The sequence below is a fragment of the Pseudomonas sp. B1-22 genome, from assembly GCF_050474425.1.
Taxonomy (GTDB): Bacteria; Pseudomonadota; Gammaproteobacteria; order Pseudomonadales; family Pseudomonadaceae; genus Pseudomonas.
In genome coordinates this window covers 60391-76225 of the sequence record NZ_JBCHVH010000001.1, presented here as the reverse complement: position 1 = coordinate 76225, position 15835 = coordinate 60391, and the positions used below count along the sequence as shown (strand labels likewise).

Here is a 15835-nt window from a genome sequence, read left to right as displayed (position 1 = left end):
CCCAAGGCAAGGTGTGAGAAACACGATTTGGTGATCCACCTAACCGACGAGTCATTCAGCAACGCGCACAATGCAGCCCGTCCCGACGGGTTGCACGGCAACACGACTCATCAAGAAGCAACATCAGACCCAATCAGGAAGTGCCATGAGCAAGCTTGCCGACAAAGTACAACAGGATCTGCTGCGGGCCATCGAGAACGATGAACTGGTGCTGCCGACGCTGCCGGAAGTCGCCCTGCGCGTGCGCGAGGCGGCGGAAGACCCCAACAGCAGCGTTCAGGACCTCGCCAAGGTGATCGGCAACGATGCCGCACTGACTGCACGCATCATCAAGGTCGTGAACAGCCCGCTGCTGCGCACCAACAAGGAAATCACCGACCTGCAGATGGCGATCGGCCGCCTGGGCATGAACTACACCTGCAACCTGGCCACCGGCCTTGCCATGGAGCAGATGTTCCAGGCCACCTCCGACGTGGTCGACCGCAAGATGCGCGAAGTCTGGAACAAGAGCACCGAGATCGCCGGCATCTGCCACGCCCTGTGCCGCCACTACACCCGCCTGGCGCCGGACCAGGCCACCCTCGCCGGCCTGGTGCACCAGATCGGCGCGCTGCCGATCCTCACCTACGCCGAGGAACACAGCGAGCTGCTGGCCGACTCCATCAGCCTCAACCATGTGATCGAGCGCATCCACCCGGTCATCGGCGATCGCATCCTCAAGGCCTGGGACTTCCCGGCGCCGATTGCCGCCGTACCGGGCCAGCACCTGGACTTCGAGCGCGACTCGGTCAAGGTCGACTACGTGGACATCGTCCAGGTCGCCACCCTGCAGAGCTACCTGGGCAGCCAGCACCCCTATACCGAACTGGACTGGAGCAACATTCCGGCCTTCGCCAAGCTGGGCCTGGACCCGAAGGACAACCTCAAGGAAGACGAGGACCTCTCGGCGGCGATGGAAGCGGCGATGAGCATGTTGCAGTAAGAGCGGACGACCGCGCCGCCGGCGATCGATCGCGGACGGAGTCCGCTCCTACACAGGGGTCGATCTCCGGGTAGGAGCGGACTCCGTCCGCGATGGCTTCGCCCAACGCCAGAACCCGCCCTCACCGGCGGGTTTTGCGTTTCTGCCTCAGGCGTTTTCCACCGGGAAACTCACCCGCACCAGCAACCCGCCCAACTCGCCCTGCGCCAGCTCGATGCGCGCCCGGTGCGCGCTGCAGATCTCGCCGACGATGGCCAATCCCAGACCGGTGCCCTGTTGACGACGGCGGTAGAAACGGCGGAACACCTTGTCGCGCTCCTCCGGCGGAATCCCCGGGCCGTCGTCCTCGACCTCCAGGCCGGCCGGCGACAGCACGCGGATGATCACGTTGCCGTCCGCCGGAGCATGAGCGATGGCGTTGTCCACCAGATTGCTGAGCAACTCGTTGAGCAGCGTCGGATCCCCCTTCACCCACACCGGATCGTCCGCCTCCAGCGCCAGGGCGACGCCGCGCGCATAGGCCAGCGGCGCCAGCGCCAGGCCCAGCTCCCGCGCCAGCTGGCTGAGATCGATGTCCTCCCCCGCCCCTTCGGCGATGGCCCGCGCGCCGCTCTCGACGCGCGCCAGGGACAGCAACTGGTTGGCCAGTCCCGTCACCCGATCGGTGTTCTGCACGGCGTCCACCAGGGTGGCGCGCCATTGCTGCGGGTCCTGCTCGCGCAGGCCCAGCTCCAACCGCGCCTTGAGCGCCGCCAGCGGCGTGCGCAACTCGTGGGAGGCCTCGGCGATGAACTGCGACTGCCGGTCGAACAGCCCGCGCAGGCGCACGGTGAAGTGGTTGAGCGCCGCCACCAGCGGACGCAGCTCGCGCTGCACCCGCACCACCGGCAGCGGCCGCAGGTCGTCCGGCTGCCGCTCCTCCACCGCCGCGCGCAGGCGGTCCAGCGGGCGCAGGCCGGCACTCACCGCGTACCAGACCAGCAGCAGCGCGGCGATGGCCGACAGCGCCAGGTTCAACAGGGTGTCGCCGAGCAGGTTGCGCGCCAGCCGCTCGCGGGCGCCCAGGGTTTCCGCTACGCGGATTTCCGCCATGCCGTTGACCGTCGGCTGGCTGACCGGCTGCAGCAGGCTGACCACCCGCACGCCCTGCCCCTGGTACTGGGCGTCGTAGAACTTGGCTAACGCCGGGTAATCATCGGTGCGCGGCGTGCCCGGCGGCGGCGCGGGCAAACTCTCATAGCCGGAGATCATCTGTCCGTGCGGATCGATCACCTGGTAGAAGATGCGTCCGGCGCTGTCGTACTCGAAGCTGTCCAACGCCATATAGGGCACATTGGCGCGCAGGGTGCCGTCGCTGGCGTAGAGGCCGTCGGCGATGTCCCGCGCAGAGGCCAGCAGGGTCCGGTCATAGGCGATGTCGGCGGCGTGGCGAGCACGCGAGTAGGTCACCGCGCTGCCGATCAGCAGCAGCACCAGCAACATGCCGCCCAGCCGCCACAGCAGCCGGCCACGCAGGCTGCCGGCGCCGGGGACGCGCCAGCGGCGCGGCTCAGCCATCCTGCGCCTCGAGCAGGTAACCCAGGCCGCGGAAGGTGACGATGCGCACCGAGCTGCCTTCGAGCTTCTTGCGCAGGCGGTGCACGTAGATTTCGATGGCATCGGCACTGGCGTCCTGGTCCAGGCCGAACACCTGGGAGGCCAGTTGCTCCTTGCTCATCACCCGCCCCGGACGGGCGATCAGCGCTTCCAGCACCGCCTGCTCACGAGAGGTCAGGTTCATCGCCTGGTCGGCCAGGGTGAAGCGCCGCGCGCCGAGGTCATAGACCAGCTCGCCGCAGCGCTGCTGCTGTTCCCCGCCCAACACGCTGCGTCGCAGCAGGGCCTTCACCCGCGCTTCCAGTTCGGTCAGCTCGAAGGGCTTGGCCAGGTAGTCGTCGGCACCGAGGTTCAGTCCGTGCACGCGGTCGCGCACCTCGCCACGGGCGGTGAGCATCAGTACCGGCAGGGTCTTGCCGCGCTCGCGCAGGCGCGCCAGCACCTGAAAGCCGTCCAGGCGCGGCAGGCCGACATCGAGGATCGCCAGCGCGTAGTCCTCGCTGGCCAGGGCCAGGTCCGCGGCCACGCCATCCTGCAAGAGGTCCACGGTCCAGCCGGCGCCCTTGAGCGCCTGGGCAACGCTTTCGCCCAGTTGGGGATGGTCTTCGACCAGGAGGATTCGCACGTGGATTTACCCCTACGACGACAGGTTCGGGCCGGCAGTGTACCCATCCACGCGCCGCTGTGAATGGGGGAAATTCGCTGAAAACACTGCGAAAGCTGACTGAAAGCCTGGTGAAAGCTTAGCCCGTTAGCATCGCCCCCAAGCGGCGAAGACTGCTCAGAGCGAAAGGCGGCGTGGTGCCCTTTCGTGACAACAACAAGAACCGGAGACCACAGATGCCCATTGTCCAGCCCCAGGCTGCACTGGCTGCCCGCAAGCCCTTTTTCCCCTGCCTGTCCCCTGCCCGCGCGAGCGCCCTGCTGGCCGTCGCCGGCTTCGTCCCATTGTGCGATGCGGCAGGTTTCATCGAAGACAGCAGCGCCACCCTCAGCACCCAGAACATCTACTTCAACCGTGATTTTCGCGACGGCAGCGGCCAGTCCAAGCGCGAGGAATGGGCGCAAGGCTTCATCCTCGACTTCCAGTCCGGCTACACCCCCGGCACCGTCGGCGTCGGCCTCGACGCCATGGGCATGCTCGGCCTGAAGCTCGACTCCAGCCCTGACCGCACCGGCACCGGCCTGCTGCCCACCCATGACGACGGCCGCGCCGCCGACGAGTACAGCAAGCTCGGCCTGACCGCCAAGTTCAAGGTGTCGAAGAGCGAGCTGAAGATCGGCAGCCTGATTCCCGACCTGCCGACCCTGCAGCCCAACGACAGCCGCCTGTTCCCGCAGACCTTCGAAGGCGGCCTGCTCAACTCCACCGACCTGCCCCGCCTCAACTTCACCGGCGGCCGCCTGGAGAAGGTCAAGGACCGCGACTCCACCAACTGGCAGGACCTGGCGCTGAACAACAAGAACAAGCGCTTCTCCGGCGGCAGCGCCGAGGGCGATCACTACGACCTGGCCGGCGGCGACTACAAGCTCACCGACCACCTCACCGGCCGCTACCACTATGCCGAGCTGGACGACGTCTACCGCCAGCACTTCGTCGGCCTGCTCGCCAGCTACCCGCTCGGCCCCGGAAAATTCAGCGCCGACCTGCGCCTGGCGCTCAGCGACGACCAGGGCGCCGCCCGTGGCGGCAAGATCGACAACCGTGCCTTCAACGGCATGCTCGGCTACGCCCTGGGCGCCAACAAGTTCAGCCTCGGCTGGCAGCAGATGAACGGCGACACCGCCTTCCCCTACATCGATGGCAGCAACCCGTATCTGGTGAACTTCGTGCAGGTCGGCGACTTCGCCGACGCCGAGGAACGCTCCTGGCAGCTGCGCCACGATTTCGACTTCGCCGGCCTCGGGATTCCCGGCCTGACCCTGATGAATCGCTATGTCAGCGGCGACGATGCCAGAATCAATGGCATGGACGGCCACGGCAAGGAATGGGAGCGCAACACCGACATCAAGTACGTGATCCAGAGCGGCCCGCTCAAGGACGTCGCCGTGCGCGTGCGCAACGCCACCTACCGTTCCAGCTTCGCGCGGGACGCCGACGAGACGCGTATCTACCTGAGTTACTCCCTGGCGATCTGGTAACCGAAATAACAACAAGAGAGGAATCGCACCATGTCCAACGTCCTGCGCAACCTGACCCTGGCCGGCGCCACCCTGCTATTCGCCGGCAGCCTGATGGCCGAGCCCAAGCGCCCGGAATGCATCGCCCCGGCCTCCCCCGGCGGCGGCTTCGACCTCACCTGCAAGCTGGCGCAAAGTGCCCTGATGGACTCGAAGCTGTTGTCCAAGCCTATGCGCGTCACCTACATGCCCGGCGGCGTCGGCGCCGTGGCCTACAACGCGGTGGTCGCCCAGCGGCCGGCCGACGGCAACACCATCACTGCCTTCTCCAGCGGTTCCCTGTTGAACCTGGCCCAGGGCAAGTTTGGCCGCTTCGACGAGAACGCGGTGAAATGGCTGGCGGCGATCGGCACCAGCTACGGCGCCATCGCGGTGCCGGCGGACTCGCCGTTCAAGAACCTCGGCGACCTGGTGGCCGCGCTCAAGGCCGACCCGAGCAAGGTGGTGATCGGTTCCGGCGGCACCGTCGGCAGCCAGGACTGGATGCAGACCGCACTGATCGCCAAGGCCGCCGGCATCGATCCCAAGCAGCTGCGCTATGTCGCCCTGGAAGGCGGCGGCGAGATCGCCACGGCGCTGCTGGGCGGTCACATCCAGGTCGGCAGCACCGATATCTCCGACTCCATGCCGCACATCCGTGCCGGCAAGATGCGCCTGCTGGCGGTATTCGCCGAGGAGCGCCTGAAGGATGAAGGCATGACCGACATCCCCACCGCCAAGGAGCAGGGCTACGACATCGTCTGGCCGGTGGTGCGCGGTTTCTACGTCGGACCGAAGGTGAGCGACGAGGACTACCAGTTCTGGAAGTCCTCCTTCGACAAGCTGCTGGCTTCGGAGGACTTCGCCAAGCTGCGCGACCAGCGCGAGCTGTTCCCCTTCGCCATGACCGGGCCTGAGCTGGACGCCTATGTGAAAAAGCAGGTGACCCAGTACAAGCAGCTCGCCCGCGAGTTCGGCCTTATCCAGTAACGATCGGCTGCGCGTCGGCCAGCCGGCGTTGAAAGCGGGCTCAGACTGCTCATTTACAATCGCAAACTCCGCGTCTTCGCCCGCTTTCGCCTTGTCTGGCTCTAGCTCGCTCAATCGTTAGCAAGCGCTATTCCTGACACGAGGAAGCTTTCATGAGCTCTTCCAATAGCCTCTTCCAGCGGCTGTTCGCCGGCGTCTGGCTGCTCGCCTGCGTCGCCTTCGCCCTGATCGCCTGGAACTACCAGGCGCCCTTTTCCTACGAACCGGTCGGCCCGCGCGCCTACCCGCTGCTCTGCCTGGGCCTGATGGCCGCCGGCCTGGCCTGGCTGATCGCCCGCCCCACGCCGATCAAGCGTGACGAGGACGAGCCCGCGCTGGAAGGCGCCCTGCTGGCCAAGGTGGTGCTCTGCGTCGCCCTGCTGGTGATCTACGCCGGGCTGTTCGAGCCGCTGGGCTTCATTCCCGCCAGCGCCCTGATCGGCACCTTCATCGCGCTGATCTATGGCGGTCGCCCGGTGGCCAGCGTGGTCACCGCCACCCTGCTCGCCATCGGCCTGTACCTGCTGTTCGACCGCACCCTGGATGTCCCGCTGCCGCTGGGCATTCTCGAACCCCTGCTCTGAGGAAAAGACGATGGATACCTTGAGCTATCTGGGACAGGGCTTCGGCGTCGCCCTGACCCCTTACAACCTGATCACCGCGCTGATCGGCACCCTGATCGGCACCGTCGTCGGCCTGCTGCCGGGCCTGGGCCCGATCAATGGCGTGGCGCTGCTGATCCCGGTGGCCTTCGCCCTCGGCCTGCCGCCGGAGTCGGCGCTGATCCTGCTGGCCGCCGTGTACCTGGGCTGCGAATACGGCGGGCGGATTTCCTCGATCCTGCTGAACATCCCCGGTGAAGCCTCCACCGTGATGACCACCCTCGACGGCTACCCCATGGCCCGCAACGGCCTGGCCGGCGTAGCGCTGTCGCTGTCGGCCTGGAGTTCGTTCATCGGCGCGTTCATCGCCACCTGCGGCATGGTGCTGTTCGCCCCGCTGCTGGCGAAATGGGCCATCGCCTTCGGTCCGGCGGAATACTTCGTGCTGATGGTGTTCGCCATCGTCGCCCTCGGCGGGCTGGCCGGCGACCGGCCGCTGAAGACCCTGCTGGCCGCCCTGCTCGGCCTGTTCCTCTCCAGCGTCGGGATCGACGCCAACAGCGGCGTGTACCGCTTCACCTTCGACAGCATCCACGTCTCCGACGGCATCCAGTTCGTGGTGCTGGTGCTGGGCCTGTTCTCGGTGAGCGAAATCCTCCTGCTGCTGGAGAAGACCCACCGCGGCCACAAGATGGTCGAAGCCAGCGGACGCATGCTGTTCAACGTCAAGGAAGCCGCCTCGGTGTTCGTGGTCAACCTGCGTTGCGGCCTGCTCGGCTTCATCATGGGCGTACTGCCCGGCGCCGGCGCGACCCTCGCCAGTGCCGTGGCCTACATGACCGAGAAGAAACTGGCCGGCGAAACCGGTACGTTCGGCAAGGGCGACATGCGCGGCCTGGCGGCGCCGGAAACCGCCATCGGCGGCGCGGCGTGCGGCGCCCTGGTGCCGATGCTGACCCTCGGCGTACCCGGCTCGGGCACCACCGCGGTGATGATCGGCGCGCTGAGCCTGTACAACATCACCCCCGGCCCGCTGCTGTTCCAGGAGCAGCCGAACATCGTCTGGGGCCTGATCGCCTCGCTGTTCGTCGCCAACGTCATGCTGATCATCCTCAACGTGCCGATGGTCCGGGTGTTCACCCGCATCCTCTCGGTGCCGAACTGGGCGCTGGTGCCGGGCATCGCGATCATCACCGCGATCGGCGTCTACGCCGTGCATGCCACCACCTTCGACCTGTTCCTGATGGTCGCCATCGGCATCCTCGGCTACATCCTGCGCAAGCTGGACTTCCCGCTCTCGCCGCTGCTGCTGGGCTTCATCCTCGGCGGACTGATGGAGCAGAACCTGCGCCGCGCGCTGTCGATCTCCAACGGCGAACTGGGCATCCTCTGGTCCAGCCCGATCACCCTCGGCACCTGGGCACTGGTGCTGCTCATGCTCGGCCTGCCGCTGTACCGAGCCTGGCGCAAGCGCAGCCGTCGCGCAGCGGTCGAGCTGGCCGATGCATAAACTGGCGAACTGGCGCCTGTTCTGGGCAACACCCCTGATCGGCGCCCTCGGCGGCTGGCTCGCCTCAATGGTTGGCTGGCCGCTGCCCTGGATGATCGGCTCGCTGCTGGCGGTGATACTCAGCCGCTGCCTGCTGAACTGGCCGCTGGCGGAAGTCCCCGGCGCGCGCAAGGCCGGGCAATGGGTGGTGGGCACCGGGATCGGCCTGCACTTCACCCCGGCAGTGGTCGAGCAGGTGCTGGAGCACGGTGCCATCGTGCTGCTCGGCGCACTGGCCACCACGCTGTCGAGCCTGGCCGCCATCGTCCTGCTGCGGCGTGCCGGCGAGGACCGCGCCACCGCGTTCTTCTCCAGCATGCCCGGCGGCGCCAGCGAGATGGTCAACCTCGGCCTGCGCCACGGTGCGCAGGCCAGCCGCGTGGCGGCGGCACAGAGCCTGCGCCTGCTGCTGGTGGTACTGCTGGTACCGGCGGCCTTCACCTGGCTGCTGGACGTGCAGCAGCCGAGCGTACACGCGACGACAGTGAGCTGGGCCTGGCTGGCCCTGCTGCTGCCGGCCGGCGCGGCCGTCGCGCTGGTCCTGCAGGCGCTGCGCCAACCCAATCCCTGGCTGCTCGGTCCGCTGATGGTCAGCGCCGTCGCCGCCATTGCCGCCGACCTGCAGATCGGCCTGCCGGCCGGCAGCAGCTCGCTCGGCCAGTGGCTGATCGGCAGCGCGCTGGGCTGTCATTTCAACCGCAGCTTCTTCCGCAATGCCCCGGCCTTCGTCGGCCGCAGCCTGGTCTGCACCCTGTGGATGATGCTGGCGGCGGCGCTGGTGGCGGAATTGATCGGCTGGCTCGGGCCGCTGGATCACCAGTCGCTGATGCTCGGCATGATGCCCGGCGGCATCGCCGAAGTGAGCCTCACCGCCGAAGCGCTGCAGCTCTCGGTACCACTGGTGACGGCGCTGCAGGTGTTGCGCCTGCTGCTGGTGCTGTTCCTTGCCGAACCCTGTTTCCGCCTCTGGCAGCGTCGCGCCGAGGCGGCAGAGTAAGTGCCACGCTCGCCGGGCTTCCCCGGCGATTTCTCCAGGCCCGCCTCGTGCGGGCCTTTTTTTGTGCGCGCGTCAGACCGGCGGCAGCGACCAGTCGATGGGCGCCAGGCCGTGCTGTTCGAGGAATTTGTTGGTGCGGCTGAAGTGGCCGTTGCCAAGGAAACCCCGGTAGGCCGACAGCGGCGAGGGATGCGCCGACTTGAGCACCAGGTGCTTCTGCGCGTCGATCAGCTTCTGCTTGCTCTGCGCGTGGGAGCCCCAGAGCAGGAACACCAGGTTCTCGCAGCGCTGGCTGACCACCTCGATCACCTTGTCGGTGAAGGGCCCCCAGCCCGCCTGGGCGTGGGAACCGGCGCGCGCCTGCTCGACGGTGAGCGAGGTGTTGAGCAGCAGCACGCCCTGCTCGGCCCAGTGCTGCAGGTAGCCATGATTGGGGATCGGGATGTTCAGGTCGCGCTGCAGCTCCTTATAAATGTTCTGCAGCGACGGCGGCGTCGGCACGCCCGGCTGTACCGAGAAGCACAGACCGTGGGCCTGGCCGGGGCCGTGGTAGGGGTCCTGGCCGATGATCACCACCTTCACATGGTCCAGCGGCGTGGTGTTCAGCGCGTTGAAGATCAGCGGACCGGGCGGGAAGATCACCTTGCCGGCGGCCTTCTCCGCGCGCAGGAACTCGCCCAGCTGCTTCATGTAGGGCTTTTCGAACTCCTCGTGGAGGGCTTCCTTCCAGCTGGGCTCCAGCTTGATCCGATCTTCATTCGTCATGGTGCGTCTGCCTGGTAAAACGAACCGGCACGCTAAGCAAGCGCCCCGGCCAAGTCAAGGCGGCCTCAGCCGGTGTGCAATGCCCGGTAATGACTGGGCGCCATGCCCACCACGCGCTTGAACAGCCGCGAGAAGTAATAGGCGTCGGCGTAGCCCAGTTGCTCGGCCACCTGGCGCACTTCCAGGTTGCCCTGGTCGAGCAGGCGGCAGGCGTGGGTCATCTTCAGGCGGATGAAATCCTGGATCGGCGCCTGCCCGGTCAGCGCGCGGTAGGTCTTGGCGAAGTGAAAGCGCGACAGGCGGAACTGCGCGGCCAGCTCGTCGAGATTCAGCGCGTCGTGCAGGTGCTCGCGCATCATGGCCTGCACCGCTTCCACGTCCAGCACGCGCCCGGACTTCAGCCGCGCCCGCGCCGGACGCAGCGCCAGCGAGGTCAGCAGGCTCTGCAGCAGGTGCGCGGCGTGGATGAAGTGCGGCAGGCTCAGGCCCTGCCGGCGCAGCGCCAGGAGCGCATCGAACTCGCCCAGCAGGCGCGGTTGCACGCCGACGCGCAATCGTGGCGACTTGCCCAGCGGGCGCAGGAAGTCCTCGGCCAGCCGCCCTTCCAGATGCACCCAGAAGATCGACCAGGGCCGCTGCGCATCGGCGCCATAGGCATGGGCGCGGCCCTTGGGCAGCACCAGCAGATCGCCGCCGGCGACCTCGAATCGTCCATCCGCCGTTTCCAGCCAGCCGTGGCCGGCGCTGCAGTAGATCAGCAGATGATCGTCCGGATGCTCCCGCTCCATGCGGTGCCCCGCCGCCGCCGGGTAGTAGCCCAGCGCCAGTGGATAGCAGGCCTGGCCCAGCGGATGACGCTCCAGGGCCCGGCGCAGTCGCGGCGGGGTGATGAAGCGGACGCCCTGCTGCGGCAGTGGCCAGGATGAAGTGAGTGGACGGGACATGGCGAGAGTTCCGATCTCCTGAATACCAAGATCGTCCATCCCACGAGCAAGATCGTCAATCCACAGCCGCCCGCACAACCGCTATAACCGATGGAAATCCGCGCACCGCGCGACGATGTGGCCGACAAGAACAATCCGAGGTAGCTGCATGCATTTCGATCTGACCGAAGAACAACGCCTGCTGGTGGACAGCGCCCGCGCTTTCGCCAGCCGCGAACTGGCCCCCCACGCCGCCGACTGGGACCGCCAGCACCACTTCCCGGTGGAAGTGATTCGCATGGCCGCCGAACAGGGCTACCTGGGCCTGTACATCGCCGAGGAAGACGGCGGCCTGGGCCTGTCGCGGCTGTCCGCCTCGCTGATCTTCGAGCAACTGGCCGCCGGCTGCGTCGCCACCACCGCCTACATCACCATCCACAACATGGCCACCTGGATGCTCGCCAGCTTCGGCGACGCGGCGCTCAAGGAGCAATGGCTGCCGGGGATGATCGGCGGCGAGCTGCTGGCCTCCTATTGCCTCACCGAGCCGGACGCCGGCTCCGACGCCGCCCACCTGCGCACCCGCGCCCGCCTCGATGGCGACGAGTACGTGCTGGACGGCGCCAAGACCTTCATCTCCGGCGCGGGCAGCACCGACGTGCTGATCGTCATGGCGCGCACCGGCGTGGACGGCGCCAAGGGCATCTCCTGCTTCCTGGTGCCGGCCAACGCCGAGGGCATCCGCTACGGGCGCAACGAGGACAAGATGGGCTGGAAGGCGCAACCGACCCGCACCATCACTTTCGAGGGCGTGCGCATCCCGGCGGGCAACCGCATCGGTCCGGAAGGCCAGGGCTTCGTCTATGCGATGAAGGGCCTGGACGGCGGCCGCCTTAACATCGCCAGCTGCTCCCTGGGCGCGGCCCAGGCGGCGCTGGAGCAGTCGCTTCGCTACGTCGAGGAGCGCAAGCAGTTCGGCAAGGCGCTGGCGGAGTTCCAGGCGCTGCAGTTCAAGCTCGCCGACATGCTCACCGACCTCACCGCCAGCCGCCAGATGGTGCGCCTGGCCGCCCACAAGCTGGACCACAAGGACGGCGAGGCGACCCTGTATTGCGCCATGGCCAAGCGTTTCGCCACCGACCGCTGCTTCGCCCTGTGCAACGAGGCGCTGCAGCTGCACGGCGGCTACGGCTACCTGAACGACTACCCGCTGGAACGCTGGGTGCGCGACAGCCGTGTGCACCAGATCCTGGAGGGCACCAACGAGATCATGCGGGTGATCGTCGCCCGCCGCCTGCTGGAACAGGGTGGGATGCTGGATCGCTTGCTCTGACGCTTTTCCTGTAGGAGCGAGCTTGCTCGCGAACATGCCCCGCTGCGGAGTCGGTTCGCGAGCAAGCTCGCTCCTACGAAGAGCCCCCGACTGGAAAAACCGCCCGCACGCCGGGCGCCAACTGAACAGATCGGACATGGACGCGCCCCACCGCGCGCGCCTAGAGTCCAGGCACATACGTCCGCCCGCCGGCGGCACCGACAAGGAGATGCCCATGAGCAACGCCCTCGAGCCCTACAAGCCCGGAGTCTTCGACCTGACCCACAAGCTGACCGTGGAGAAGCACGGGCACACCGCGCTGATCACCATCAACCATCCGCCGGCCAACACCTGGGACCGCGACTCCCTGATCGGCCTGCGTCAGTTGATCACGCACCTCAACCGCGACGACGACATCTACGCCCTGGTGGTGACCGGCCAGGGTCCGAAATTCTTCTCCGCCGGCGCCGACCTGAACATGTTCGCCGACGGCGACAAGGCCCGCGCCCGCGAGATGGCCCGCCGCTTCGGCGAAGCCTTCGAGGCGCTGCGCGACTTCCGTGGCGTGTCCATCGCCGCGATCAACGGCTACGCCATGGGCGGCGGCCTGGAATGCGCCCTGGCCTGCGACATCCGCATCGCCGAGCGCCAGGCGCAGATGGCCCTGCCGGAAGCCGCCGTGGGCCTGCTGCCCTGCGCCGGCGGCACCCAGGCACTGCCGTGGCTGGTGGGCGAAGGCTGGGCCAAGCGCATGATCCTCTGCGGCGAACGCGTCGACGCCGACACCGCGCTGCGCATCGGCCTGGTCGAGCAGGTGGTGGACACCGGCGAAGCCCGTGGCACCGCGCTGCTGCTGGCGGCCAAGGTCGCCCGTCAGAGCCCGGTGGCGGTGCGCACCATCAAGCCGCTGATCCAGGGCGCCCGCGAGCGCGGCCCGAGCACCTGGCTGCCGGAAGAGCGCGAGCGCTTCGTCGACCTGTTCGACGCCGATGACACCCGCGAAGGCGTCAACGCCTTCCTGGAGAAACGCGAGCCGCATTGGCGCAACCAGTAAGGGACCGACCATGAACGTGATGTTCGAAGAACGCCCCGGCCTGCACGGCTTCCGTATCGGCATCGCCACACTCGACGCCGAGAAGAGCCTGAACGCCCTGAGCCTGCCGATGATCGAGGCGCTCAACCACCAGTTGGGCGTCTGGAAGAACGACCCGCAGATCGCCTGCGTGGTATTGCGCGGCAATGGCGGCAAGGCCTTCTGCGCCGGCGGCGACGTGCGCAAGCTGGTGGACGCCTGCCGCGAGCAGCCCGGCGAAGTCCCCACCCTCGCCCGCCGCTTCTTCGCCGACGAATACCGCCTGGACTATCTCATCCACAGCTACGGCAAACCGCTGATCTGCTGGGCCCACGGCTACGTGATGGGCGGCGGCATGGGCCTGATGCAGGGCGCCGGGGTGCGCATCGTCACTCCGTCCACCCGCCTGGCCATGCCGGAAATCAGCATCGGCCTGTACCCGGACGTCGGTGCCAGCTGGTTCCTCGCCCGCCTGCCCGGCCGCCTCGGCCTGTTCCTCGGCCTCACCGCCACGCAGATGAACGCCCGCGACGCGCTGGACCTGGACCTGGCCGACCGCTTCCTGCTCGACACCCAGCAGGACGACCTGATCGAGGGCCTGGTGCAGCTGAACTGGCGCGAACAGGCCGACGTGCAGCTGCACAGCCTGCTCCGCGCGCTGGAGCACGAGGTACGCGGGGAACTGCCACAAGCCCAGCTGCTGCCGCGCCGCGAGCGCATCGACGCCCTGCTGGATTGCGCCAACGTGGTGGAAGCCTGGCACGCGCTGGCCCCGCTCACCGAGGACAGCGATGCGCTGATCGCCAAGGGTGCCAGGACCCTGGTTTCCGGCAGCCCGCTGACCGCCCGCCTGGTCTGGGAACAGGTCCGCCGCGCCCGCCATCTGTCGACTGCCGAGGTGTTCCGCATGGAGTACGCGATGAGCCTGAACTGCTGCCGCCACCCGGAATTCCCGGAAGGCGTGCGGGCCCGGCTGATCGACAAGGACAACACCCCGCACTGGCACTGGCCGGATATCGCTGCCATACCTGATGCTGTGGTGAATGCGCACTTCGACGCGACCTGGGAGGGCGAGCATCCGCTGGCGGATCTCTAGGCCCTATCCCCTGCTCTCCCTGTAGGAGCGCCCCATGGGCGCGATCGCGGGCATGGCCCGCTCCTACAGGGTGGCTCCTTGCGCTGGAGTGCCTGTGGTTCAACAGGAGGAAACCAGCATGCAAACCATCGCCTTCATCGGCCTCGGCCACATGGGCGCTCCCATGGCCGCCAACCTGATCAAGGCCGGCTACCTGCTGCGCGTGTTCGACCTGGTGCAGAGCGCCATCGACGGCCTGGTCGCCCAGGGCGCCAGCGCGGCGCGCAGCGCCCATGACGCGGTCGACGGCGCCGACCTGGTGATCACCATGCTGCCGGCCAGCCAGCACGTCGAAGGACTCTACCTGGGCGCCGACGGCCTGCTGACGCACATCGCCCCCGGCACCCTGGTGCTGGAATGCTCCACCATCGCCCCGGCCTCGGCGCGCAAAGTCCACCAGGCCGCCGCCGAACTCAAGATTCCAATGCTCGACGCCCCCGTCTCCGGCGGCACCGGCGGCGCCATCGCCGGCACCCTGACCTTCATGGTCGGCGGCGACGCCGAGGTGCTCGAACGCGCCCGGCCGGTGTTCTCCGCCATGGGCCGCAACATCTTCCACGCCGGCGGCGACGGCGCAGGCCAGGTGGCCAAGGTGTGCAACAACCAGCTGCTCGCCGTGCTGATGATCGGCACCGCCGAATCCCTGGCCCTGGGCGCCGCCAATGGGCTCGATCCGGTGGTCCTGTCGGAGATCATGCGCCGCAGCTCCGGCGGCAACTGGGCGCTGGAGGTCTACAACCCCTGGCCCGGCGTGATGGAGAACGCCCCCGCCTCGCGCGGCTACACGGGCGGTTTCATGGCCGCGTTGATGACCAAGGACCTGGGCCTTGCGCAGGAAACCGCGCAGGTCAGCGGCAACAGCACGCCCATGGGCAGCCTGGCCCTGGCGCTGTACCGGCTGCTGGTGAAACAGGGACATGGAGAACAGGACTTTTCTGTCATACAGAAGCTCTTCGATTCCTAGTCCGGGGCGTGGCAGTCCGACAAGGGGCTGGACCAGACTGGCCAGCCCTCAGTTGCACGTCTGGCTACCGACTTGAAGCAGTTCCTGTCGCATTATCGTTTCCGCCTGCTGCTCAACAGCGTCCTGCTCCTGCTGCTGGTGCTGTCGATCCCCTCCCCGCCCCTGCTGCTGGAGCTGGGCAGCCTGTTGCTGATGGTCCTGGCCGGGATCAATACCGTGCGCAGCCACAGCAAGTGGTTCGAGCTGATCTGCGGCATGGGCATTCTCAGCCTGTGCATGTCGTTCGTACCCGACAGCTGGCCTGTGCATCCCTTCCTCAAGCGTGGCATTCCACAGATCGCCTTCATCCTGCTGCTGGTCGTCAGTCTCTTCCATCGGGTCACCCAGCAACGGCCTGTGACCCGCGAGCTGCTCTACGGGCTCTGCGCGCTGTACCTGAACTTCGTGCTGTCCTTCGCACTCACCTACAACCTGATCGAGCACCTCCATCCCCACAGCTTCCAGACCGGCAACGGCCCGTTGGACATGGCCAGCTTTGTCTATTTCAGCATGATCACCCTGACCACCATCGGTTACGGCGACATCGTGCCGGTGCACCCGCTGGCGCGCCTGCTGGCGGGCAGCGAGGCGATCATGGGCGCACTGTTCATCGCACTGGCCGTGGCGCGGGGGCTGAGCCTGATGAACGAAGACATCAAGGATTGATTGTTAAGCCAGGCTAACGAGTGCATGCCTGCAGCCTGGCTTTA

At 67.3% G+C, this 15835-nt stretch carries 15 protein-coding genes; 11 read left to right on the top strand and 4 right to left on the bottom strand.

Annotated features, from left to right (window positions below; all coding sequences use genetic code 11):
- Nucleotides 1–145 precede the first annotated feature (145 nt).
- On the top strand, nucleotides 146–982 hold the full coding sequence (locus ACQ5BL_RS00285; protein WP_243806087.1) for an HDOD domain-containing protein: 837 nt from the start codon (nucleotides 146–148) through the stop codon (nucleotides 980–982).
- Between the two features lie 147 nt (nucleotides 983–1129).
- Here ACQ5BL_RS00285 and ACQ5BL_RS00280 read toward each other — a convergent pair whose 3' ends face one another.
- Both ACQ5BL_RS00280 and ACQ5BL_RS00275 read right to left on the bottom strand, forming a co-directional pair.
- The gene (locus ACQ5BL_RS00280) at nucleotides 1130–2539 is read right to left on the bottom strand and encodes a sensor histidine kinase (RefSeq protein ID WP_243806089.1); all 1410 of its coding nucleotides are present in this window, start codon (nucleotides 2537–2539) and stop codon (nucleotides 1130–1132) included.
- Complete coding sequence (locus ACQ5BL_RS00275; RefSeq protein WP_207887216.1) at nucleotides 2532–3203, bottom strand: response regulator; 672 nt, start codon at nucleotides 3201–3203, stop codon at nucleotides 2532–2534. Before ACQ5BL_RS00275 ends, ACQ5BL_RS00280 begins: the two co-directional genes overlap by 8 nt.
- Before the next feature lie 215 nt (nucleotides 3204–3418).
- Between ACQ5BL_RS00275 and ACQ5BL_RS00270 the strand changes: the two genes are divergently transcribed.
- The 5 genes from ACQ5BL_RS00270 (at nucleotide 3419) to ACQ5BL_RS00250 (ending at nucleotide 8915) form a co-directional block, all read left to right on the top strand.
- Nucleotides 3419–4720: an OprD family porin gene (locus ACQ5BL_RS00270; RefSeq protein WP_243806091.1), complete on the top strand. Its 1302-nt coding sequence runs from the start codon at nucleotides 3419–3421 to the stop codon at nucleotides 4718–4720.
- A 30-nt stretch (nucleotides 4721–4750) separates the two neighbouring features.
- Nucleotides 4751–5728 (top strand): Bug family tripartite tricarboxylate transporter substrate binding protein, encoded by a 978-nt coding sequence (locus ACQ5BL_RS00265; protein WP_243806093.1) that lies wholly within the window; start codon nucleotides 4751–4753, stop codon nucleotides 5726–5728.
- A 152-nt stretch (nucleotides 5729–5880) separates the two neighbouring features.
- Nucleotides 5881–6351 (top strand): tripartite tricarboxylate transporter TctB family protein, encoded by a 471-nt coding sequence (locus ACQ5BL_RS00260; protein ID WP_207887219.1) that lies wholly within the window; start codon nucleotides 5881–5883, stop codon nucleotides 6349–6351.
- Between the two features lie 10 nt (nucleotides 6352–6361).
- Nucleotides 6362–7879: a tripartite tricarboxylate transporter permease gene (locus tag ACQ5BL_RS00255; protein WP_243806095.1), complete on the top strand. Its 1518-nt coding sequence runs from the start codon at nucleotides 6362–6364 to the stop codon at nucleotides 7877–7879.
- Nucleotides 7872–8915 (top strand): AbrB family transcriptional regulator, encoded by a 1044-nt coding sequence (locus tag ACQ5BL_RS00250; protein ID WP_243806097.1) that lies wholly within the window; start codon nucleotides 7872–7874, stop codon nucleotides 8913–8915. The genes ACQ5BL_RS00255 and ACQ5BL_RS00250 overlap by 8 nt, the downstream gene beginning before the upstream one ends.
- A 72-nt stretch (nucleotides 8916–8987) precedes the next feature.
- On the opposite strand, the gene ung is transcribed toward ACQ5BL_RS00250, so the two are convergent.
- On the bottom strand, nucleotides 8988–9680 hold the full coding sequence (ung, locus tag ACQ5BL_RS00245; protein ID WP_243806099.1) for a uracil-DNA glycosylase: 693 nt from the start codon (nucleotides 9678–9680) through the stop codon (nucleotides 8988–8990).
- Nucleotides 9681–9745: 65 nt separating this feature from the next.
- On the bottom strand, nucleotides 9746–10624 hold the full coding sequence (locus ACQ5BL_RS00240; protein WP_243806101.1) for an AraC family transcriptional regulator: 879 nt from the start codon (nucleotides 10622–10624) through the stop codon (nucleotides 9746–9748).
- A 148-nt stretch (nucleotides 10625–10772) separates the two neighbouring features.
- On the opposite strand from ACQ5BL_RS00240, the gene ACQ5BL_RS00235 reads away from it, so the two are divergent.
- The 5 genes from ACQ5BL_RS00235 to ACQ5BL_RS00215 all read left to right on the top strand — a co-directional run bounded on the left by ACQ5BL_RS00235 (nucleotide 10773) and on the right by ACQ5BL_RS00215 (nucleotide 15791).
- On the top strand, nucleotides 10773–11936 hold the full coding sequence (locus ACQ5BL_RS00235) for an isobutyryl-CoA dehydrogenase (RefSeq protein WP_243806104.1): 1164 nt from the start codon (nucleotides 10773–10775) through the stop codon (nucleotides 11934–11936).
- A 214-nt stretch (nucleotides 11937–12150) separates the two neighbouring features.
- Nucleotides 12151–12969 carry an enoyl-CoA hydratase gene (locus tag ACQ5BL_RS00230; protein WP_207887225.1) on the top strand — a complete coding sequence of 273 codons (819 nt, stop codon included), beginning with the start codon at nucleotides 12151–12153 and terminating at the stop codon, nucleotides 12967–12969.
- A gap of 10 nt (nucleotides 12970–12979) precedes the next feature.
- Nucleotides 12980–14083, top strand: coding sequence for an enoyl-CoA hydratase/isomerase family protein (locus ACQ5BL_RS00225; protein ID WP_243806106.1), 1104 nt, complete (start codon nucleotides 12980–12982; stop codon nucleotides 14081–14083).
- A gap of 118 nt (nucleotides 14084–14201) precedes the next feature.
- A complete protein-coding gene (gene mmsB, locus ACQ5BL_RS00220; protein WP_243806108.1) occupies nucleotides 14202–15086 on the top strand; it encodes a 3-hydroxyisobutyrate dehydrogenase in 885 nt (294 codons plus the stop codon).
- Nucleotides 15087–15158: 72 nt separating this feature from the next.
- Nucleotides 15159–15791 (top strand): potassium channel family protein, encoded by a 633-nt coding sequence (locus ACQ5BL_RS00215; protein ID WP_243806110.1) that lies wholly within the window; start codon nucleotides 15159–15161, stop codon nucleotides 15789–15791.
- The last annotated feature ends 44 nt before the right edge of the window (nucleotides 15792–15835 follow it).